General features: G+C 53.4%; 21 protein-coding genes and 1 pseudogene. 13 read left to right on the forward strand and 9 right to left on the reverse strand.

Annotated features, from left to right (window positions below; genetic code table 11):
- The first annotated feature begins 94 nt into the window (after nucleotides 1-94).
- The 3 genes from APU11_RS28940 (at nucleotide 95) to APU11_RS16885 (ending at nucleotide 2,013) form a co-directional block, all read left to right on the forward strand.
- On the forward strand, nucleotides 95-331 hold the full coding sequence (locus APU11_RS28940; protein WP_072200447.1) for a hypothetical protein: 237 nt from the start codon (nucleotides 95-97) through the stop codon (nucleotides 329-331).
- Between the two features lie 128 nt (nucleotides 332-459).
- Nucleotides 460-951, forward strand: coding sequence for a hypothetical protein (locus APU11_RS16880; protein WP_060578675.1), 492 nt, complete (start codon nucleotides 460-462; stop codon nucleotides 949-951).
- Nucleotides 952-1,026: 75 nt separating this feature from the next.
- On the forward strand, nucleotides 1,027-2,013 hold the full coding sequence (locus APU11_RS16885; RefSeq protein WP_060578676.1) for a hypothetical protein: 987 nt from the start codon (nucleotides 1,027-1,029) through the stop codon (nucleotides 2,011-2,013).
- A gap of 589 nt (nucleotides 2,014-2,602) precedes the next feature.
- Here the strand turns inward: APU11_RS16885 and APU11_RS16890 are convergent.
- From APU11_RS16890 to APU11_RS16905, 4 genes and pseudogenes are all read right to left on the reverse strand, one after another.
- Nucleotides 2,603-4,027: pseudogene (locus APU11_RS16890) on the reverse strand (molybdopterin-dependent oxidoreductase); the annotation flags it as partial.
- Nucleotides 4,028-4,173: 146 nt separating this feature from the next.
- Nucleotides 4,174-4,467 (reverse strand): DUF1161 domain-containing protein, encoded by a 294-nt coding sequence (locus APU11_RS16895; protein ID WP_013096796.1) that lies wholly within the window; start codon nucleotides 4,465-4,467, stop codon nucleotides 4,174-4,176.
- A 410-nt stretch (nucleotides 4,468-4,877) separates the two neighbouring features.
- Entirely contained in the window at nucleotides 4,878-5,357 is a 480-nt protein-coding gene (locus tag APU11_RS27085; protein WP_072200449.1) for a DUF2778 domain-containing protein, read from the reverse strand.
- Nucleotides 5,354-5,836 carry an Hcp family type VI secretion system effector gene (locus tag APU11_RS16905; RefSeq protein ID WP_038419302.1) on the reverse strand — a complete coding sequence of 161 codons (483 nt, stop codon included), beginning with the start codon at nucleotides 5,834-5,836 and terminating at the stop codon, nucleotides 5,354-5,356. The genes APU11_RS27085 and APU11_RS16905 overlap by 4 nt, the downstream gene beginning before the upstream one ends.
- Nucleotides 5,837-6,083: 247 nt before the next feature.
- On the opposite strand from APU11_RS16905, the gene APU11_RS16910 reads away from it, so the two are divergent.
- Nucleotides 6,084-6,794: a YnfC family lipoprotein gene (locus APU11_RS16910; RefSeq protein ID WP_080396962.1), complete on the forward strand. Its 711-nt coding sequence runs from the start codon at nucleotides 6,084-6,086 to the stop codon at nucleotides 6,792-6,794.
- Nucleotides 6,795-6,811: 17 nt separating this feature from the next.
- Here the strand turns inward: APU11_RS16910 and speG are convergent, their stop codons facing one another.
- Together speG and APU11_RS16920 are read right to left on the reverse strand one after the other, a co-directional pair.
- Nucleotides 6,812-7,369 (reverse strand): spermidine N1-acetyltransferase, encoded by a 558-nt coding sequence (speG, locus tag APU11_RS16915; RefSeq protein ID WP_013096794.1) that lies wholly within the window; start codon nucleotides 7,367-7,369, stop codon nucleotides 6,812-6,814.
- Nucleotides 7,369-7,707, reverse strand: coding sequence for a DUF1283 family protein (locus APU11_RS16920; RefSeq protein WP_013096793.1), 339 nt, complete (start codon nucleotides 7,705-7,707; stop codon nucleotides 7,369-7,371). The genes speG and APU11_RS16920 overlap by 1 nt, the downstream gene beginning before the upstream one ends.
- Before the next feature lie 153 nt (nucleotides 7,708-7,860).
- On the opposite strand from APU11_RS16920, the gene APU11_RS16925 reads away from it, so the two are divergent.
- The 7 genes from APU11_RS16925 (at nucleotide 7,861) to APU11_RS16955 (ending at nucleotide 16,664) form a co-directional block, all read left to right on the forward strand.
- The gene (locus APU11_RS16925; protein WP_029882821.1) at nucleotides 7,861-8,187 is read left to right on the forward strand and encodes a YnfA family protein; all 327 of its coding nucleotides are present in this window, start codon (nucleotides 7,861-7,863) and stop codon (nucleotides 8,185-8,187) included.
- 111 nt (nucleotides 8,188-8,298) lie between these two features.
- The gene (gene rspA / locus APU11_RS16930; RefSeq protein ID WP_013096791.1) at nucleotides 8,299-9,513 is read left to right on the forward strand and encodes a starvation-sensing protein RspA; all 1,215 of its coding nucleotides are present in this window, start codon (nucleotides 8,299-8,301) and stop codon (nucleotides 9,511-9,513) included.
- A gap of 14 nt (nucleotides 9,514-9,527) precedes the next feature.
- Complete coding sequence (locus APU11_RS16935) at nucleotides 9,528-10,547, forward strand: Zn-dependent oxidoreductase (RefSeq protein ID WP_013096790.1); 1,020 nt, start codon at nucleotides 9,528-9,530, stop codon at nucleotides 10,545-10,547.
- A gap of 73 nt (nucleotides 10,548-10,620) precedes the next feature.
- Entirely contained in the window at nucleotides 10,621-12,006 is a 1,386-nt protein-coding gene (locus APU11_RS16940) for an MFS transporter (protein ID WP_040023158.1), read from the forward strand.
- Nucleotides 12,003-13,409, forward strand: coding sequence for a glucuronate isomerase (gene uxaC, locus APU11_RS16945; RefSeq protein ID WP_058650374.1), 1,407 nt, complete (start codon nucleotides 12,003-12,005; stop codon nucleotides 13,407-13,409). The genes APU11_RS16940 and uxaC overlap by 4 nt, the downstream gene beginning before the upstream one ends.
- A 27-nt stretch (nucleotides 13,410-13,436) precedes the next feature.
- Complete coding sequence (locus APU11_RS16950) at nucleotides 13,437-14,975, forward strand: MFS transporter (RefSeq protein WP_013096787.1); 1,539 nt, start codon at nucleotides 13,437-13,439, stop codon at nucleotides 14,973-14,975.
- Nucleotides 14,976-15,200: 225 nt separating this feature from the next.
- Nucleotides 15,201-16,664: a mannitol dehydrogenase family protein gene (locus APU11_RS16955; protein ID WP_058650373.1), complete on the forward strand. Its 1,464-nt coding sequence runs from the start codon at nucleotides 15,201-15,203 to the stop codon at nucleotides 16,662-16,664.
- A gap of 42 nt (nucleotides 16,665-16,706) precedes the next feature.
- Here the strand turns inward: APU11_RS16955 and ydfZ are convergent, their stop codons facing one another.
- Nucleotides 16,707-16,910, reverse strand: a complete 204-nt coding sequence (gene ydfZ / locus APU11_RS16960) for a putative selenium delivery protein YdfZ (RefSeq protein ID WP_013096785.1) — start codon at nucleotides 16,908-16,910, stop codon at nucleotides 16,707-16,709.
- 289 nt (nucleotides 16,911-17,199) lie between these two features.
- Here ydfZ and APU11_RS16965 point away from each other — a divergent pair, with 289 nt between their 5' ends.
- The gene (locus tag APU11_RS16965) at nucleotides 17,200-17,631 is read left to right on the forward strand and encodes a universal stress protein (RefSeq protein ID WP_038419309.1); all 432 of its coding nucleotides are present in this window, start codon (nucleotides 17,200-17,202) and stop codon (nucleotides 17,629-17,631) included.
- A 32-nt stretch (nucleotides 17,632-17,663) separates the two neighbouring features.
- On the opposite strand, the gene APU11_RS16970 is transcribed toward APU11_RS16965, so the two are convergent.
- Nucleotides 17,664-18,350, reverse strand: a complete 687-nt coding sequence (locus APU11_RS16970; RefSeq protein ID WP_013096780.1) for a GntR family transcriptional regulator — start codon at nucleotides 18,348-18,350, stop codon at nucleotides 17,664-17,666.
- Nucleotides 18,351-18,441: 91 nt separating this feature from the next.
- A complete protein-coding gene (ydfG, locus tag APU11_RS16975) occupies nucleotides 18,442-19,188 on the reverse strand; it encodes a bifunctional NADP-dependent 3-hydroxy acid dehydrogenase/3-hydroxypropionate dehydrogenase YdfG (RefSeq protein ID WP_020688209.1) in 747 nt (248 codons plus the stop codon).
- Between the two features lie 143 nt (nucleotides 19,189-19,331).
- On the opposite strand from ydfG, the gene dcp reads away from it, so the two are divergent.
- Nucleotides 19,332-21,365 (forward strand): peptidyl-dipeptidase Dcp, encoded by a 2,034-nt coding sequence (gene dcp / locus APU11_RS16980; protein WP_058650372.1) that lies wholly within the window; start codon nucleotides 19,332-19,334, stop codon nucleotides 21,363-21,365.
- Nucleotides 21,366-21,612: the final 247 nt, after the last annotated feature.

Consider the following 21,612-nt stretch of genomic DNA (forward strand, 5'->3'; position numbering starts at 1 on the left):
GCCCGCAGTCCGCGCTGAATTATCAGACACCGTCTGAATTTGCAGCGGGCTGGAGAAAGGGTCATTCTGAGAATGAAGATTCCGACGTTACTAACTGAGTGTTGTATCTAATCGTGGGGGCAGGTCAACACCTATCGGCAAAGCGACCCTTCGTTACCGTGGCCTGCCCACACGTCATCTGCTGTCTCTGCTGAGACTTGGAGTCGAAGACCCTGAGCGTCCTTACTACAGCCGTGACGAGCTGATAGCAATGCTGGTCGACCGTGATTTGAATAATCAGTTACGTCGAGCCTTTGCGAAGTCTAGCGCAGCTAGTGAACTGGAGTCTTAACCTTCCGGAAATCTCCGGATGAACCTAATTTAAACACCTTTTGAGAATGACCGATGCGGGGAGACCCGTAGGCATAACTGTGTCTGCGATACCGATAATTCTCACCTTCTCAATAGGAGTACCACCTTATGTTATTCAACAACAACGACTGGAAACTGTCAGTCACCGACATCAATCTCTACGAGAATACTGTGAGTCTGGACGGTCAGTCCTACCCACTGTCCTTCGCTATCAAGACCCTGATTCCGGGCTACCTGTCAGGCTTACCGTCCACCAGCCGCGAGGCGATGGAGTTACTGGAAGCTCTGGCTGAAGCTGGCGTGACCATTGGTAACTTCTTCAGTAATGACCTGATGACCGCCTACCAACGTCGCCAGCAGAACAAGCGAGCCGAGGCTGAGCGTATCGCTAAAGAGCAGCGCATTCGGGCTGAGCGTATGCGTGAAGAGAACATGACCGATGCAGAGTGGCAGAAAGAGCTACAGCGCCGCGAACAGGTCAAAGCTGAGCGCCGGACCTATGGTGAGAACCTCCGCAGTGCTACCCATTCCGCTGGTCGCTCCCGTGCCGCTATTGTCGCTGACATTGAGTCAGGCGGTAACTGGATGGACAGCCTCTAAGACACAGACACACAAGTGGTCCTGACCCGATGTCGGGACCCACAGTATCCAAACTAATTTAGGAGATTGATTATTATGACTATGACTAAAGACGCTTTCCAGTTCGGCATTGAGCCAGTACGTATCAACGACACCGACAACATTCAGGTTAACGGAGGTCTGCCAACTAACGCTGACCCACAGGTCTATGCCCTCCAGTTAGCTAAGACGGTTAAGGCTATGCTGAACGGTGTACTTAAAGACGCTCAGGATAACATTCCGTTCCCTGTAGAAGTCCTGCCTACCCGCAATAGCCTGCCTACCCCAATCATCGCCCACACTCTGTCTGACCGCTCTGTGGTCGTCCCTGTACGCGGTGGTGAGCGACCTGAAGTCGTGACCGTTCCGTCTGGTCAGGAGATTGTCGTCGAACCTATCGAACAGGCAATCCTCATCTCGGAGCAAACTAAACTGTGGGACGCCAAGTCCTCCACTGGTTTCACTCATGGCACACTCCAGCAGGACGCTATGAACATCTGTGAGAATGTGGTCCGTACCATCAACGCTCGCATGGTTGACGTTCTGGAGTCCTCCAAGCTGCTGAAGACCGTAGAGCTGCCAGTCCTGACTGGAAGCCTGACCACTAAGGCAGACGCTATCATGGACGCTCTGTTTGAGAACACCGAGTCCTCTTTCGGCTCTGAAGTGTCTGATTACGGCATCATCGCCCATGAGTCCCAACTGAAAGCGCTGTCCCGTCTGGCTGCTAAACAGGGCTTCTCTGGTGAAGACGCTATCGTGGATATGCTGGGTACCGACATCGCGTATTACAACGGTGAAGACAAAGGCGTATTCATGCTGGCTAAACGCTTCACGGCCCTGAGCTTCGGCTGCTTCCGTCACGACGGTGAAAATATTACGGTCGTCCTGTCTCGTGATGGTGACACCCAGTCTCACTCTCTGGAAATCCTCGGTAAGGTGTTCGTTGTCGCTGAAGCTGCTACGACAGTTAAGCTGGACACTGGCGCTGCAACCGCAGTCCTGCCTGTAGTCAAACGCCTGAAGTTCACCAAGGCTGAATAATGGGTAAGAGCGTCAGTAAGGGCCTCCGGTCCATCGCTAAGGGCTTCTCTGCTGGTGGTGGTACATCCGTATCACCTCCGGTCCCTGCGCCTGCTGTGGAGCTTCCTGTAGAGCCTGATGCGTCACCAGTGGTGGAGACACAGAGCGACACCCCGGTTAAGACTCCTAGCATGGGTAAGGCTGGGCTGAATGTTGGCAGGACTTCAGGTGGTGGATTATCAATGTAATTAATAACTATGGTCTGGACTTCGGTCTGGACCTTGTTTAATGTAATAATATAACATAACAGGATGGCGCATGGACCTGCATAAAGTCTATCTTGTCGTCTTCCTGCTGAAGCTGGTGCTGGTGGTCGTGCTTACAGTCAGGGTACGATGAGTTTTGGACCAAAAGTTAGAGACCTCATTCAATACAATTAAGACACCAATGTTCCCCGGTGCCACCCTGAGTCCTGACAAAGAGGCCACCGGGGTCCTGACCAGCCGTCTAGACATCCCGTCTAATGACACAAGGCTGACACAAAGCCTGACACAAAGTCCTTGACTCAATGCAGGACCTCAGGCCTACTAAGGGTCCGCTTCAAGTCCTTGAAGTTCCAGATGAACTTGATCGGCACATCCAGCTTATCCTTGCCACGCACGCCGTCGCGCAGGGCGGTCATTTCCGGGCCGCGGGCGATGGCATCCGTCCAGCTAAAGCAGGAGATCTGCGTTTTTACCGGGTTTTCCGGCAGCGGCATCCGTTCGATGGTGATGGTATAGGTCGATTCGCGCGCGCCGCTGTTACCGCCGTTGATACCCACGTTGCCGGTTAAGATCGGCAGCATGGCGATGGCGCGCGACGTCAGTTCACCGTTGGCCTGGCGCTGCGGTCCCCAGCCCTGGCAAATATAGGCGGGTTTTGCCGAGCCAATCTCGCGCGCCAGCTTGACGATGCGATCCGCCGGAATACCGGTAATGCGCGAGGCCCACTCCGGGGTTTTTGGCGTATTATCGTCGCCCTGGCCGAGAATATACGCTTTGTAGTGCCCATTAGCAGGCGCGCCTTCCGGCAGCGTTTTTTCGTCATAGCCAACGCAGTATTTATCGAGGAACGGCTGGTCAACCAGATTTTCGTTGATTAATACCCATGCAAGTCCGGCTACCAGCGCGGCATCGGTACCCGGACGAATCGGGATCCATTCATCTTCACGTCCGGCAGCGGTGTCGGTATAACGCGGGTCGATGACGATCATCCGCGCATTTGAGCGTTCACGCGCCTGTTCGAGGTAGTAGGTGATCCCGCCGCCGCTCATACGCGTTTCCGCCGGATTATTGCCGAACATCACCACCAGTTTAGTGTTTTCAATGTCGGAGGTGCTGTTGCCATCATTGCTGCCGTAGGTGTACGGCATCGCGCAGGAAATTTGCGCAGTACTGTAGGTGCCATAGTGGCTCAGGAAGCCGCCGTAACAGTTCATCAGGCGCGCCACCAGCGAGGCGTAAGGGGAAGAGCGGGTGATATTGCCGCCGACAATGCCGGAGGAGTAGTTAATGTACACCGCTTCGTTGCCGTATTTTTCCACTACATTTTTCAGGCTGCGGGTCAGGGTATCCAGCGCTTCATCCCAGGAGATGCGCTCAAATTTACCTTCACCGCGTTTGCCCACGCGCTTCATCGGGTAGTTGAGGCGGTCAGGGTGATTAATGCGACGGCGGATGGAGCGTCCGCGAAGACAGGCGCGCACCTGATGATTGCCGTAGATATCCTCCCCGGTATTATCCGTTTCCACCCAGTAAACTTCGTCGTCACGGACATGCAGGCGCAGCGCGCAGCGGCTGCCGCAGTTGACCGAGCAGGCTCCCCAGACCACTTTATCTTCAGCAGGCTGTACGGCGTTTTGCACTGCAGCAGCGGCGCTTTTCAATCCAAACGGCAACGAAATACCACCGGCGGCAAGCGCCAGAGAACCTATCGCGGTGGACTTAACGAGTGTTCGGCGGCTGATTCCACCGTGATGTTCGACATCGGACATGACTCACCCCATCATTTTAATTGACTATTATTTTCGCCCGTGATTACAACCGGGCTAATGATGGGGTGAGTGTTACTTATTTGGAGGTATTAAATATTAATCCTCATCAATTCAAGGGGGATTGATGCAAGGAAAGTGGTTAAAAATCACTGCGGTTCGCCTTGCGGACTCTCCTGCGCGCCAGCAGCAGCGCCGCTGCCTGTGCGAGTGTACAAAATTTTGAAGGTATCATTGGCACAATGCCCAACAACCTGCGCATCAGGACGATCGGCCTGATCGTTGGGTACGATGTTCAGCGTAAAGCCAGATTCCGGCACGCCGTTGTTAATGATTTTCTGCTGAATGTCGCTTTTTACGCGTTCGCAGGAATCCGGTGCCGCCAGCGCGGCGGTAGAGGCACTCATTAACAGCAGGGCGGTAATCCAGGGTAACCGTTTCATCTGTAGCTCCTTTTCTCTGTGTGTAGATTAATGTTAGCAGAGTTTATGTAAGTATTTGTTTTTGGCTGCACATTCTGAATTTTCTTATAATTTGTTTAAATTTATGGCTTCATGCCGATGGAAGAAAATAATATTCGTGCGACAAAAAAAGGCGGCATTATCACCGCCCAATAATTATATTTCCTTTTTTAAAGCCCACAGATATATCAACAGGGCGTTAAAGAAAAACGAGAGAATAAACAGTATTAGCGTATAGTTTTCATTCCACGTCAGTTCAGTAACAAAACCAAAATGACTTGTGTAGAAATGGTAAAGTTCAATGTCTGGAAGGAAATAGCACAACGCGGAATATATGACAAACAGCATCATGGTTTCGACTATCCAGGTGAATGCTCTTTTTTTTGCGCTCATTAATATACCTGTATTGTACCAAGGGCTTTTAATTCAGATGTGATCATCATCGCTCCCGAAGCTAACAAAGCATGCATTAAGATTGTGTAGTGCGCATGGTTTGGCAATGTAATGCATCCGTTACTGATCCCAGACTGCCCAGCGGGGTGCAAGCGGAAAGAACCACGCTCTACGTTATCAATAAATGTAATGTCATCAATATGTTCATCGGCACGATAAAGAGCAAACCAAAAGTCACGGTTGGAACCACTTTCAAGCTCTTTGATGGTGTCTTTCCAGCGTGCTTTTAATCCCCCTCGCGGCCGGGTAACGATGTAATACAACCCCGGTGGTAATGGACCGACTTTCGGAATCGCAACTGCGTCGGGATTATTTCTGTTCGGATCAGCATTTCCGGAATATGCAGGAAAAAATCCCAGACCTGGACAACTTAATGTTGACAATTGTCCTCCATTTAAATGAAAAGTGCATCGAATCATCTGTCTTTCCACTCATCTGAGAAAATAATGTTACCGTCACAGTGTCTCCATGTTATTTTTTCATAACGCAATGAGATGCTTTCGAGATGATTATGCTTTTCAGTAGCCGGGTTTTTTATGTCATGCATAAGAGGGCATATTGCGACAACTTTGACGTTTTCCAGTAACATGTTGAAGTATTCGACTTCCTGGCCAGCGTCGTTAATCTTGTACCATTTGAACTCCGCACTTTTAAACGTCTGCCCCTTTGCTACGGCTTTATAGAGGTAAGGGCTTGAGCTGTCGAATTCCTTCTCAAAAACCAGAGCGCTATGCACGCGCGTGCCTGTTATCTTTCCCGTTAAGCTGTCGGTGGGTAGATGCAGGCCATGTCCGAAGCCTAAAATTTCGATACTTCCTTCACGATCCTGTACATCAACAGCGCCCTTAATATCTGCTCCGCCATCGTCCTTTAGCCAAAGGTATGCAGGAATTGCCATTTTGAAACCCCATTCTCGTTGTTAAAAAGAAGGGTCAGTTAATATCCTGAATTACAGTTGTAGTAGGCAAAAAATGTTATTGAAATTACATATATTTCAGGAGGTTATACATTTCTGACGTGCTATTGGAATTTGCTATAAGTCACATCACCGTCTGGTGTGAAACGAAGAAAAACGAATCACTATTCGTTAACTCTCTGTATTTGCTAATATGATTGGGAATAATCTCCCTGAATCGGTAAATGATGTGAAGAAATACGCAGCGATAACGCTACTGGCCGCGACACTGGTGGGGTGCGACAACAATTCCGCGCCGCTGTCGTTCACGCCTGAGATGGCGAGTTTTTCTAATGAGTTTGATTTTGACCCGCTGCGCGGCCCGGTCAAAGACTTTACCCAGACGCTGTTTAACGACAAGGGCGAGGTCTCCAAACGGGTGACCGGGACGATGTCGACAGAAGGGTGCTTTGATACGCTTGAGCTGCACGATCTTGAAGCGAATACCGGCGTCGCGCTGGTGCTGGATGCCAACTACTACATCGATGCAGAAACCCAGCAGCGAAAAGTGAAACTGCAGGGCAAATGCCAGCTGGCCGAGCTGCCGTCAGCCGGTGTGACGTGGGATACCGATGACAATGGATTTGTGGTCGCGGCGCACGGTAAAGATATGGAAGTGAAATATCGCTATGACGCGGACGGCTACCCGCTGGGTAAAACCACCGTTTCCGGGGATCAGCACTTATCCGTACAGTCGACACCCTCGAAGGATCTGCGCAAAAGAATGGATTACTCGGCCGTGAGTTTACTGAATGACAAACCGCTGGGGAATGTGAAGCAGAGCTGCGATTACGACCGGCACAATAACCCGGTGAGCTGCGACCTGACCATCACCGACGACAGCGTGAAACCCGCAGTTGAGCGCAAGTACAGCATAAAAAACACCATTGAATACTACTGAGAGTAAAGCCGCGCAGGTTACTGCGCGGTAGGTTTCAGCAGGCTGGCACCAGACGGTTTGTGTCCGGCCAGATGCTGGTGCTGGAAAATGCACATGCGAATGGTGTTGCGGTATTCCCCGTTGATAAAGAACTCGTGGATTAGCTCGCCTTCCACCATAAAGCCCAGCTTACGGTAGATATGGATCGCTTTTTCGTTCTCTTTATCGACGATGAGATAGAGCTTGTACAGATTAAGAACGTTAAATCCGTAGTCCATCGCCAGCTTCGCCGCCCGTGAGGCCAGGCCTTTACCCTGATGCTCCGGGGAGATAATGATCTGGAATTCCGCCCGGCGATGCACGTGGTTGATCTCCACCAGCTCAACCAGCCCGGCTTTTTCGCCTTCACACTCTACCACAAAGCGGCGTTCGCTTTGATCGTGAATGTGTTTATCGTACAGATCGGACAGCTCGACAAACGCCTCGTACGGCTCTTCAAACCAGTAGCGCATCACGCTGGCGTTGTTGTCGAGCTGGTGGACGAAGCGCAAATCTTCGCGCTCCAGCGGACGCAGTTTAACCTCAAGACCCGGCATTACGGTGCTACCGTACGACCCGTGCGACGATCCAGGCAGCGCAGGGTGTTTGGCTCCCAGTAGGCATTAACGTTCGCGCTTTGCTGACACTTATCACGTGCGTCAAAGGCGACATCTTCTTTGTCCCACTCTTTCTCAGCACGCTTGTTCACCTTCTGACGAAGGCTGCGGGTGTCATTCCATTGTTCTTTGTCCATTGCGGCATTCTGGCGGCTCTGCGCGCTATCGCCAGACTCAATAATGAGTTTGCTGGTTTCGGCGGTAGCCGTTGCAGCGAAGGCGAGCGTTGACAGCGCCAGTGCGGCGGTCAGACAAAGGCGTTTGCTTAATGTACTCATAGCGTTTCCTTTTTGAATCGGTGCAGATAATCACGTTACCCTGTTCAGATTCTACACCAAACAGAAATGACGGCATACCCGCGGCGCGGGTATGGAAAAGTAAACCGTATCATCAGGTATGATGGTTAAATAAATCCTCACCTGAAATGAAATATGATCAAAACAACGCTGTTATTTTTTGCCACCGCGCTCTGTGAAATTATCGGCTGCTTCCTTCCCTGGCTCTGGCTGAAGAAAGGGGCAACCGTGTTACTGCTGATCCCGGCGGGCATCGCGCTGGCGCTGTTTGTCTGGCTGTTAACGCTCCATCCGGCGGCCAGTGGTCGCGTCTATGCCGCCTACGGCGGGGTTTATGTCTGCACCGCGCTGCTATGGTTACGCGTGGTCGATGGGGTAAAACTCAGCGCCTACGATTGGGCCGGGGCCCTGATTGCCTTGTGCGGCATGCTGATCATCGTGGCGGGCTGGGGGCGCGCATGAGCGCCCTGATTTTGTGATCGCTCGCGGATATTTTGATCATTATACTTGTATGGTAGTAGCTCAGTTGCGTAAATTTCCTGCATCACAACATGCGATGTAAGGAAAGGAATTATGAAGATTGTCGGGGCTGAAGTATTTGTCACCTGCCCGGGGCGTAACTTTGTCACCCTTAAAATTACGACCGATGAAGGCATCGTCGGTCTTGGCGATGCCACACTAAACGGACGCGAACTCTCCGTCGCCTCTTACCTGAAAGACCACCTCTGCCCGCAACTGATTGGCCGCGATGCGCACCGCATCGAAGATATCTGGCAGTTTTTCTATAAAGGCGCGTACTGGCGTCGCGGTCCGGTCACCATGTCGGCAATCTCCGCCGTGGATATGGCGCTGTGGGACATCAAAGCCAAAGCCGCCAATATGCCGCTTTACCAGCTACTGGGGGGCGCTTCCCGTGAAGGGGTAATGGTCTACTGCCACACCACCGGGCATACCATTGACGACGTGCTGGAAGATTACGCCCGTCATAAAGAGATGGGCTTTAAGGCGATCCGCGTCCAGTGCGGAGTGCCGGGAATGAAAACCACCTACGGCATGTCCAAAGGAAAAGGGCTGGCGTATGAGCCTGCCACCAAAGGGGACTGGCCGGAAGAGCAGCTGTGGTCCACCGAGAAATACCTCGACTTCACACCGAAGCTGTTCGACGCGGTGCGCAGTAAATTTGGCTTCAACGAACATCTGCTGCATGACATGCACCACCGCCTGACGCCGATTGAAGCAGCGCGTTTCGGTAAGAGCATCGAAGAATTCCGCATGTTCTGGATGGAAGATCCTACGCCTGCTGAAAACCAGGCGTGCTTCCGCCTGATCCGCCAGCACACCGTCACGCCGATTGCCGTGGGTGAAGTCTTTAACAGCATCTGGGATTGCAAACAGCTGATTGAAGAGCAACTTATCGACTACATTCGCGCCACCATTACCCATGCAGGCGGGATCACCGGCATGCGTCGTATTGCCGACTTTGCCTCGCTCTACCAGGTGCGGACCGGGTCACACGGCCCGTCCGATCTGTCGCCGATTTGCCATGCTGCCGCGCTGCACTTCGACCTGTGGGTGCCGAACTTCGGCGTGCAGGAATATATGGGCTATTCCGAACAGATGCTTGAAGTCTTCCCACACAACTGGCGCTTCGACAACGGCTATATGCACCCGGGCGACAAGCCGGGTCTGGGTATTGAGTTCGACGAAAAGCTGGCCGCGAAATACCCGTACGATCCGGCCTACCTGCCTGTGGCTCGTCTTGAAGACGGCACGCTGTGGAACTGGTAAACGAGGAGCGAACGATGAAAAGCGTAGTGATCCAACAGCCCAACCAGCTGGTAATTGAAGAGCGTCCACTCCCGCAACCGGGGGCAGGGGAAGTGCGCGTCAGCATTAAACTTGCCGGGATCTGCGGCTCCGACAGCCATATCTACCGCGGACATAACCCCTTCGCGAAATATCCGCGCGTTATCGGCCACGAATTTTTTGGTGTGATTGACGCCACGGGCGAGGGCGTTGACCCCGGACGCCTGGGGCAGCGGGTTTCCGTTGATCCGGTGATCAGCTGCGGGCACTGCTATCCGTGCTCGGTGGGTAAACCGAACGTGTGTACCTCCCTGGTCGTGCTCGGCGTGCATCGCGACGGCGGTTTTGCGGAATACGCCGTGGTACCGGCGAAAAATGCGTGGCCCATCCCGGATGCCATTCCCGATAAACACGCCGTGATGGTCGAGCCCTTTACCATTGCTGCCAACGTCACCGGGCAGGCAAAACCGACGGAACAGGATATCGCCCTGGTGTATGGCGCGGGCCCGATGGGGCTGGTTACCGTGCAGGCGCTGAAAGGTGTCTACAACGTCAGGCAGGTGATTGTCGTCGACCGCATTGATGAACGGCTGGCGATGGCGCAACGCAGCGGCGCGGACTGGGTCCTGAACAACGGTAATCTTGATTTGCATAAGGCGCTGGAAGAAAAAGGCATCAAACCGACGTTAATCATTGATGCCGCCTGTCATCCGTCGATTCTGCAGGAAGCGATAACCCTGGCTTCCCCGGCGGCACGTATCGTGCTGATGGGCTTTTCCAGCGATCCGAGCCAGATTGTTCAGCAGGGGATCACCGGCAAAGAGCTGTCGATATTCTCCTCGCGCCTGAATGCCAACAAATTCCCGGTCGTGATCGACTGGCTGGAAAAGGGGCTGATCGATCCTGAAAAACTGATTACCCACACCTTTGACTACCACCACGTGACAGACGCCATCGAACTGTTTGAGAAAGACCAGCGGCAGTGCTGCAAAGTCTTGCTCACCTTCGACCAATAATAATTTACGCGGTTAAGAGCCTGCGCAGACAGGCTCTGAGTGGTACGCATCTTACCTTGCAGAGATAGCCATTATGACTCAAGCACAACCTCAAAGAACGACTTCAGATCTGGTGAAAGCTGCCGTATCCGGCTGGCTGGGTACCGCGCTGGAGTTTATGGATTTTCAGCTCTACTCGCTGGGGGCCGCGCTGGTCTTCCATGAGATCTTTTTCCCGGAACAGTCCGCGGCCATGGCGCTGATCCTGGCGATGGGGACCTACGGCGCAGGCTATATTGCGCGCATCGTCGGCGCCTTTATCTTCGGCAGAATGGGCGACCGGATCGGTCGTAAAAAGGTGCTGTTTATTACCATCACCATGATGGGGATCTGTACCACCCTGATTGGCGTATTGCCGACCTACGGCCAGATTGGCATTTTTGCGCCGGTCCTGCTGGTGACGCTGCGCATTATTCAGGGGCTGGGTGCCGGGGCAGAAATCTCCGGTGCAGGAACCATGCTGGCCGAGTATGCGCCAAAGGGCAAACGCGGGATCATCTCCTCGCTGGTGGCTATGGGGACCAACTGCGGAACCCTGAGTGCCACGGCGATCTGGGCAGTGATGTTCTTTGCTCTCGATCGTGAAGAACTGGTGGCATGGGGCTGGCGCGTGCCGTTCCTGGCCAGCGTCGTCGTGATGATCTTTGCCATCTGGCTGCGTATGAACCTGAAAGAGAGCCCGGTCTTCGAAAAAGTGAACGACGCTGAAGCTGCCGTACCGGTGGCGAATCCGGATACCTCCCTTGGGGCGATGGTGAAAAGCAAATCCTTCTGGCTGGCCACCGGGCTGCGTTTTGGTCAGGCGGGTAACTCCGGTCTGATCCAGACGTTCCTTGCCGGGTATCTGGTACAGACGCTGCTGTTTGATAAAGCGATCCCCACCGATGCGCTGATGATAAGTTCAATCCTCGGGTTTATCTCTATCCCGTTGCTGGGCTGGCTGTCGGACAAAGTCGGGCGCCGTCTGCCGTATATCCTGCTCAACGTTTCCGCCATCATTCTGGCGTACCCGATGCTGTCGATTATCGTCGATAAAAGCTATGCGCCGGGCGTCATTATGCTCTCGATTATTGTCATTCATAACTTCGCGGTGCTGGGGTTGTTCGCGCTGGAAAACATCACCATGGCGGAGATGTTTGGCTCGCGTAATCGCTTTACCCGCATGGCCATCTCCAAAGAGGCGGGCGGTCTGGTGGCGGTGGGCTTTGGTCCGGTGCTGGCGGGGATCTTCTGCAACATGACCGGCTCCTGGTGGCCGATTGTCGCGATGCTGATTGCCTATTCCGTAATTGGTCTGGTTTCAGCCATTTTCATGCCGGAAGTGCGCGACCGTGATTTGAGCGCGGCACAAGACGCGGCTGAACCACAGGCGCTGAACGATAAGGCTGGTGAGTCACGCAAATATGGAGCGCTGCTATGAGTTTCATTAATGATAACTTTATGATTAGCAACGCCAGGGGCGTTGCGTTATATCGCGACGTCGCGAAAGAATTGCCAATAATTGACTATCACTGTCATCTGGTTGCGAAAGATATTTTCGAAAATAAACCGCTGGAGAACATTACCGAGCTTTGGCTTGCAGGCGATCACTACAAATGGCGCGCCATGCGCGCCAACGGTATAGATGAAAAATACATTACGGGCAGCGCCACCGCGGAAGAAAAATTTGCGGCGTGGGCTGAAACGGTCGACGCCAGCTATGGCAATCCGCTCTATCACTGGACGCATTTAGAACTGCATCACTATTTTTCCTGTGATGAACCGCTGGGCAGCCATAACTGGCGTGAAATAATGGAGCGCTGTAATCGTTTATTACAACAGCCTGATTTTACGCCCCGCGAACTGATTAAACGCTCAAAGGTGGAGGTCATCTGTACCACAGATGCCCCACTGGATGACCTGCGTTACCATCAGTTATTGCGCGATGACGCAACATTCAACGTCAAGGTATTACCGACATTCCGCCCGGATGACGTTTTTACGTCGGATGCGCATCAGTTCGCCGACTTTACCGATCGACTAGCGGAGCTGACGGGGCGGTCCATTCACGCCTTTAGCGATTTTGCTGCTGCGCTCGGTGAGCGTATTGCCTGGTTCCACGACATGGGGTGCCGTATTTCGGATCATGGCCCTGTGGAGATCCATTATCAGGCTGCGGATGAAAGTATCGTGGAATCGATATTTGTCCGTAAACGGCAGGGTGAACATCTCAACGCGCGAGATAGCGCGATTCTTGACAGTGCTATTTTTATCATGCTGGCGCGTTATTACCGACAGCATGACTGGGCCATGCAGATACACTTCGGTGCGATACGCAATAATAATACCCGCATGTACCGTGCCCTGGGCATAAATATCGGGTTTGATTCACTGACGGATCAGGTCAATCTTGCTGCGAATATTAATCAGCTGCTGGATGCCATGGCCCTTGCAGACGCGCTGCCGAAAACCATTCTGTATAACCTCAACCCCAGCTACAACGATATTGTCGCGACGACGATCGCCAATTTTCAGAGTGCAGAACTGGGAGTGAAATCACCGATGCAATTCGGCTCCGGCTGGTGGTTTAACGACACCCGTCGCGGGATGGAAAACCAGCTCAACAGCCTGGCAGATCAGGGGCTGTTAATGAATTTTGTCGGCATGCTGACCGACTCCCGTAGCCTGGTCTCCTATACCCGTCACGATTATTTTCGCCGCATTCTATGCAATATGATCGGCGGTTGGGTGGAGCGGGGAGAAGTCCCTGATAATAACGATATTCTCACGCGGATGATTAAAAATATTTGCCACGACAACGCTAAGAATTATTTCAAATTTTAAATTCACTTCATCAAGTGGGGATGAAATATGTCTCGTGCGGCTAAAAAAATTACCATTCCGGTTAGTATCGGCTACGGACTAACGGATATTATGGGTGGCGGTGCATTTACCGTGATCGGCGCCTGGCTGTTATTTTTCTATACGACATTCGTTGGGCTATCGCCGGTTGAGGCAGCCTCCATTGTCGCCATCGCGCGTATTGTTGATGCCATTGTCAGTCTGTTTATGGGAAGTTTCACCGATCATTTTTACAAAAACTATTTTGGTAAAAAATTTGGTCGTCGACGCTTCTTTTTGCTGATCGGCGCGCCGTTAATGCTGGTCTATGCGTTACTGTGGCTTGATGGCATGACCTACGGTTTTTATCTCGCGGTCTATCTGGCGTTTGAAATTATCGCCGCGATGGTATTGATCCCCTGGGAAACGCTGCCATCGGAAATGACAAAAGACTTTAACCAGCGCACCAAGCTTTCTACCTGTCGCATGTTCCTTTCTGCGTCCGGTACCTTCCTGGCGACGTTCATTCCGGGGCTGCTGATTGGCTATTTTGGGGAAAACAGCGCCCATGCTTATCTGATTAACGGCGTTATTTTTGCCGTCCTGTTTATGGTTTGCGTCTTTATCTCGTGGAAGGTGACCTGGGAACGCGAGTTAACCCCGGAAATGCTGGCCGAGCTTGAAACAAGCACGGCGCCCCGAACGCTGACGCAAAAGCTGGCTGCCTTTGGTCGTCTCTTTAAAGAGTATGGTTCAACGCTGAAAATCCGGGCCTTCAGAAAACACCTTGCCATCTACCTGCTGTCGTTTACCGGGAAAGATGTCTACAACACCGTATTTGTCTTCTTCTGTGTTTACTGCCTGAATGTCTCTTCGTCGCTTGCCGGCACACTGCTGTCGATGAGTATCGTCGGCCTGCCTGTCACGCTGATTGCGGGAGTGGGGATCATTAAATTCGGGCCGTCGAAGCTGTATGTGTTTGCCTACTCGCTGATGATGCTCTGCCTGGGCGGCTTTTTCGCTGTGTATCAAATTCCGGCACTTAATACCGTCGCGACGCTGGTTGTTCTGGCCGGGTTATATCAGGTCGGTCGCTGTGTGCTGGAGTTTACGCCATGGAACGTCTTCCCGTTCATCCCCGATATTGACGAGATGGTTAGCCGCCAGCGTCGCGAGGGGTTGTTTGCGGCGGTGATGACCTTCTCCCGCAAAACGACCGTGGCTATCGCCACCTTTATTGTGGGGCTGCTGTTACAGAATGGCGGCTTTGTGAAGGGCAGCCAGACACAGCCGGAGGAGGCCATTCATACCATCGCAATGCTGATGTTCATCGGGACTGCGGGCTTACTCATCCTGGCGTTGTGGCAGGCATTAACGTTCCATCTGAACAAGCGTACGCACAAGATCTTCGTGGATGAACTGGACCGCCTGAAAGCAAACGGTTCTCCCCAGCTGGTTTCCGCCGAAGCACGCCGTGTGGTGGAAGATTTGACGGGGTATTCCTACGACAGGCTGTGCCGTGAGCCCGCTGGCCGTTCAGGCGCAGAACCGGCGCGTAATCCTGTGTGACGTTGGTATATATCTTTTTGAAAGATGTCACACAACTTAATTTTGATATCACACCAGTTAGCGTAAAGTTAATGTAAATCAATGTTCCGCTGAACATAACCCGTATGGTGGTGGGCAAGGCACCAGGGGGGTTACTGCCATTCTGGCTGGTGTAGTCAACATGCGCGACCGCGCGCCACCGTGCGGTCGCAGAACTCAGCTTCATTAATTAAACGAGTCTCAACCATGGAAAACCGATTATTACAGGCGAAAGCGACGCTGCCTCAGTACGATCGCGGCAGCCTCCAGGCACGCATTGTTCATTTAGGGTTTGGCGCGTTCCACCGTGCACACCAGGCGGTGTACGCCGATATTCTGGCCGCTGAACACGGCAGCGACTGGGGTTACACAGAAGTGAACCTGATTGGTGGCGAACAGCAGATTGCCGATCTGAACGCGCAGGATAACCTCTATACCGTGGCCGAAATGTCGGCGGACGCGTGGACATCACGGGTCGTCGGTGTGGTCAAAAATGCGCTGCACGCGCAGGTTGACGGGCTGGAGGCCGTACTGGCGGCGATGTGTGAGCCGCAGGTGGCGATTGTGTCGCTCACCATCACCGAAAAAGGCTACTGCCACTCACCGGCCACGGGCAAACTGATGCTCGATCATCCATTGATTGCGGCCGACCTGCAAAATCCGCATCAGCCCAAATCTGCGCCGGGTGTGGTGGTTGAAGCGCTGGCGCGACGCAAAGCGGCGGGGCTGCCTGCCTTTAGCGTTATGTCCTGTGATAACATGCCGGAGAACGGCCACGTTATGCGCAATGTCACCTGCGCCTATGCCCGCGCGGTCGACGCGGAGCTGGCCGCGTGGATTGAGGCCAACGTCACCTTCCCGTCAACCATGGTGGATCGTATTGTGCCTGCGGTGACGCCGGAAACGCTGGATAAAATCGAACAGCTGACCGGCGTACGCGATCCGGCGGGCGTGGCCTGCGAGCCGTTCCGTCAGTGGGTGATTGAAGATAACTTTGTCGCCGGACGTCCGCAGTGGGAAAAGGCGGGGGCGGAGCTGGTGGCCGACGTTATTCCGTTTGAAGAGATGAAGCTGCGGATGCTCAACGGCAGCCATTCTTTCCTGGCGTACCTTGGCTATCTGGCGGGTTATCAGCACATTAACGACTGTATGGAAGATGAACACTACCGTTGTGCCGCCCACGCGCTGATGCTGAAAGAGCAGGCGCCGACGCTGAAAGTAAAAGGGGTTGATTTAGGCCACTATGCCGATCTGCTGATAGCGCGCTACAGCAACCCGGCCCTGCGCCACCGGACCTGGCAAATCGCGATGGACGGCAGCCAGAAACTTCCGCAGCGTATGCTCGATTCCGTGCGCTGGCATCTGGTGCATCAGAAACCTTTCCCACTGCTGGCGCTGGGTGTGGCGGGCTGGATGCGCTATGTCGGCGGGGTGGATGAACAGGGGAACGCCATCGACGTGAGCGATCCTCAGCTGGCGGTGATTCAGGCCGCGGTCAACGGGAGCGCGGAAGGGGAAAGTCGGGTGAAAGCCCTGATGGGCATTGAAGCCATCTTCGGTAAGGAACTGCCGCACGACACGTGCTTTGTGGAGGCGGTCATGACGGCGTATCAGACCCTTCTGCAAAAGGGCGCGAAAGCCACAGTTGCGCAGTACGCGGCACAGCTGTAATTCAGTCATGCCGCCGTTCGCGGCGGCATGATGTCGCACCGGTTAGTGCATACCCAGGCGAATCAGTTCAATCGGTTCGAACTTACCTTCGCATCCTTCCACTTCCACCGTTTTGCTGCGACGTACCTGCGCGGCATCCAGTCCCTCGCTGTGGATCGCTTTAATTACCCCGGTATGCCCGGTGCCGTTAATCATTACGCGGCTGCCGGTGGTAATTGCATTACGGTTACGGTCGTAAGTCATCATGGTATTTTCTCCTCGCTAACACATCCGTTACGGCGCTATTTCAGGTTGTGCCGTCCACGGGGCACTATAAATACGCCTCTCTGGACATCATTTTTTTGTTTTTGATCAAACTCACACTTTTTTCTTCATTTCGGCAGGGCGATGACGGTTCACGACGGTAATTTACAAAGCGGACAGTTATTTTCTTTAATTGATAATTTCAACGGGTGAGCGTTTAAGTCTGGTTTATATTCCTGATGGCACTCTGGATGCAGTAAATAACGTTTCCTGGAAATAAGGAGTCAGGCTTATGTATAAGAAAATCTTGATGCCTGTTGATGTGTTTGAAATGAATTTAAGCGATAAAGCGGTGCGGCACGCGGCTAACCTGGCGAAGGCTGAAGGTGCATCGATAACCCTGGTCAACATTCTGCCCAACAGCAGCCGCTCGTTACTGCGCGGATTCAATGCAGATATCAGGAAGTTTGAAGAGTATATGACCGCGGAATCCAGCAAAAAGATGAAGGAGTTAACGCGTCTCTTCGATCTCTCCCCGGAGGACATTCATTGTGAGGTGCGTTTCGGCAACGTGCGCGATGAAATTATCAGGATGAGCAAAGAAGGGGAATATGACGTGATTGTTATCGGTTCAAAAAACCCGACTATCACCACGCATCTGCTGGGTTCAAATGCGGAATCTATCCTGCGCTACGCCACTATTCCGGTCCTGGTTGTACGCTAATCTCTCCGCCGCGCCGAAAGGGGGCGGCGAATTTAATCTTCGCTAAACCACTCGCTGTTTTCCTGCCGAATAAGCTGCACGGATTCGCTGATCTCCTGCAGATGGACGGTCATCGCTTTTTCCACACCGTCAGGGTCGCGTTTTTCCAGCGCGCTGAAAATATCATAATGCTGTCGAAGCAACATTTCCGGTGGCGAGACGTGGTCGAGGCTCATATAACGCACACGGTCGATCGTGGCTTTAATGTTTTCAATGGTATCCCAGGCCAGCTGACAATCGGCAATTTGCGCCAGCTTCTGGTGAAACTCATCGTCGAGCTGAAAGAAGTCGTTAAGCTGTTTGCGGTCGATGGCAATACGCTGCTGATGCAGGTTTTGCTCCAGCCAGTAACACTGGTTGTCATTCATCAGCGTGGCCGCACGCCGGGCCACCGCGCACTCAATGGCCTGACGGACAAAACAGCCGTTACGGACCTGAGAAAGCGATATTTTATTCACATAGCTGCCGCGCTGCGGGCGGATCTGAATCAGGCCGTTTTCAGCAAGCTTGATAAACGCCTCACGTACGGGCTGACGGGAAACGTCAAAACGCACGGATACCTCTTTTTCTGAAAGCGGGGTACCTGGCGGGATCAGGCAATGCACAATATCACGTCGTAATATGCGATAGATTTGCTGGTTAACGGGCTGGGTGGGATTGAGTTGCGATTCAGCGGCCATGAGTTGTCATTTCTCAGAGAGTTAGCCTGAACATACTACCATTCTTTTATACCCTGATACAGACCCGGCCCGCAGGCCGGGAAGGGCTGAGTTAGCCTCGATGGACGTTAAGTCCGGCAAAGCTCTGGCTGACAGGCATCATCTCTACGGTGTTGATATTGACGTGGTTTGGCAGTGTCGCGACCCACCAGACCGCTTCGGTGACATCTTCCGGCGTCAGTGCGTTGGCATTTTCGTAGGTTTTATCTGCTTTCGCGTCATCGCCTTTGAAACGCACGTTGGAGAACTCGGTACCGCCCACCAGGCCCGGCTCGATATCCGTGACGCGAATGGCGGTGCCGTGCAGATCGGTACGCAGGTTCAGGCTGAACTGACGCACGAACGCTTTTGTCGCACCATAGACGTTGCCGCCCGCATACGGCCAGCTTCCGGCGGTCGAGCCGATATTGATAATGTGGCCGCGATTGCGCTCCACCATGCCTGGCAGCACGGCGCGGGTCATATACACCAGCCCTTTGTTGTTGGTGTCGATCATGTTTTCCCAGTCTTCCACGCTGGCTTTGTGCGCGGGCTCCATACCCAGCGCCAGACCGGCGTTGTTGACCAGCACGTCAATGGCACGCCACTGCGCGGGGAGGTTGGCAATCATCTCTTCAATGGCGGCGCGGTTGCGCACATCAAGCTGCGCGGTCAGGATATTGTCACCCAACTCTTCTTTCAGCTCCTGCAGACGCTCCTGACGGCGACCGGTGGCAATCACCTTGTGGCCGTTGGCGACGAAGCGACGCGTGATGCATTCACCAAAACCTGCCGTTGCCCCGGTAACTAAAATAATCATCTCACTGTTCCTCAACGCTTTTTGTGTTGTACTAACATAGCACGCCCTGAGAGGGTGCGTTAAGGCATCATTTGTATGACCGCATTGCGGTCAATGGCGGCCTGGCCTACTCTGGGAAAGTTAACCGTTATCAGGAGTAAAAGATGTCAACCCGTAACCCTTTTTTTGACATTAGCCTGCTGCCTTATCAGGCCCCGCGTTTTGATGAAATCAACGACAGCCACTATCGCCCGGCATTTGATGAGGCCATACGCCAGAAGCGGGCAGATATTGATGCCATCGTCGCGCAAACGGCAGCACCCGATTTTGATAATACGGTACTGACGCTGGAGAAAAGCGGTGCCATGCTCGCGCGCGTCAGCAGTATTTTCTTTGCCATGACGTCGGCGCACACCAATGCCCGCCTACAGGAGCTGGAAGAACAGCTCTCAACCGAGCTGGCCGCGCTGGCCAATGATATCTGGCTCAACGACACGTTATTTTCCCGCGTGGAGAGCGTCTGGCAGGATCGTGAGGCGCTGGATGCTGAGTCCCGCAGACTGGTCGAAGTGACGCACCAGCGCTTCGTGCTGGCCGGGGCGCGCCTGAACGACGCTGAAAAAGCTGAACTGAAAGACCTGAACACACAAGTCGCCTCACTGATCAGCCAGTTCAACCAGCGACTGCTGGCCGCAGATAAGGCGGGCGGGCTGGTGGTGGATTATGTTCACCAGCTTGAGGGGTTAAGCGCAGAGGAGATCGCCACGGCTGCTCAGGCCGCCGCCGATAAAGGGCTGAAGGATCGCTGGCTAATCCCCCTCCTGAACACCACCCAACAACCTGCGCTTTCACTGCTTCGCAATCGACAGACCCGTGAAAATCTGTTCAACGCAGGCTGGCTGCGTACGCAGAAAGGCGATGAAAATGATACCCGCGAGCTGATCCTTCGTCTCACGGCATTGCGTGCGCGCCAGGCGCAGCTTTTGGGCTTTGACGACTTTGCGAGCTGGAGCATCGCCGACCAGATGGCAAAAACGCCGGAGGCCGCACTGACCTTTATGCGTGGAATTGTCCCTGCGGCGCGCACCCGTGCGGTGCAGGAACAGGCCGATATCCAGAAAGTCATTGATGATGAGCAGGGCGGCTTCACCGTGCAGGCCTGGGACTGGGCCTTTTATGCCGAGCGTGTGCGTCAGGCGAAATATGCCCTGGATGAGTCGCAAATTAAGCCGTATTTTGCGCTCAATAACGTACTGCATGATGGCGTATTCTGGACGGCCAGCCAGCTGTTTGGCATCCGCTTCGTCGAGCGCTTCGATATTCCGGTGTATCACCCGGACGTCCGCGTGTGGGAAATTTTCGACCACACCGGAGAAGGCATGGCGCTGTTCTACGGCGATTTCTTCGCCCGCGATTCGAAACAGGGCGGAGCGTGGATGGGGAATTTCGTCGAGCAATCATATGAATTTGCCTCCCGTCCAGTTATCTACAACGTGTGTAACTATCAAAAACCCAGCCACGGAGGCGCCGCGCTGCTCTCCTGGGATGATGTAATAACCCTGTTCCACGAATTTGGTCATACGCTGCACGGCCTGTTTGCCAGTCAGCGCTACGCCACGCTGTCCGGGACCAATACCCCGCGTGATTTTGTTGAGTTCCCGTCGCAAATCAATGAGCACTGGGCCAGCCACCCGCAGGTATTTACCCACTATGCCCGCCATTTCGAGACCGGCGAACCGATGCCGGACGCGCTGCGCGAAAGCATGCTCAACGCAACGCATTTCAATAAAGGCTATGACATGACGGAAACGCTCAGCGCCGCGCTGCTGGACATGAACTGGCACGGCATTCGTGAGGCCGTTTCGAGCGTAGAGGAATTTGAAAAAGCAGCGTTGGAAAAAGAGGGGCTGGATCTGCCCGCCGTACCGCCACGTTATCGCAGCAGCTACTTCGCGCATATCTTCGGCGGCGGCTATGCGGCAGGTTATTACGCCTACCTGTGGACGCAGATGCTGGCGGACGATGGCTATCAGTGGTTTGTCGAGCAGGGCGGTTTAACCCGCGAGAATGGGCAAAAATTCCGTGAGGCGATTCTGTCGCGCGGGAACAGCACGGATTTAGCTGAACTGTACCGAACCTGGCGCGGGCACGCTCCGAAGATTGAGCCGATGCTGGAGAATCGCGGGCTGAGCGAGTAGCGTCAATTTTGGCTTAAACAGGACCGGGCGGAAGCCCGGTTTTTTTGTCCAGTTTCTCTTCTCTAAAACGCCTCTAATTTTGCTCCGCACTGGCGAAGCAGTTAAAGCTAAGGGTTTCGTCTGGTATGCAACAAATTTCCAATAACATGCACAAGTAGATTTTGTCGTATGGTCAAACTCTGGTAGGATTAATCTTAATTTTTTACTGATGGAACAGGAACATGAAGAAAATTGTCTGTATCTTTGA

This window comes from Enterobacter sp. 50793107 (assembly GCF_001463365.1).
GTDB lineage: Bacteria > Pseudomonadota > Gammaproteobacteria > Enterobacterales > Enterobacteriaceae > Enterobacter > Enterobacter cloacae.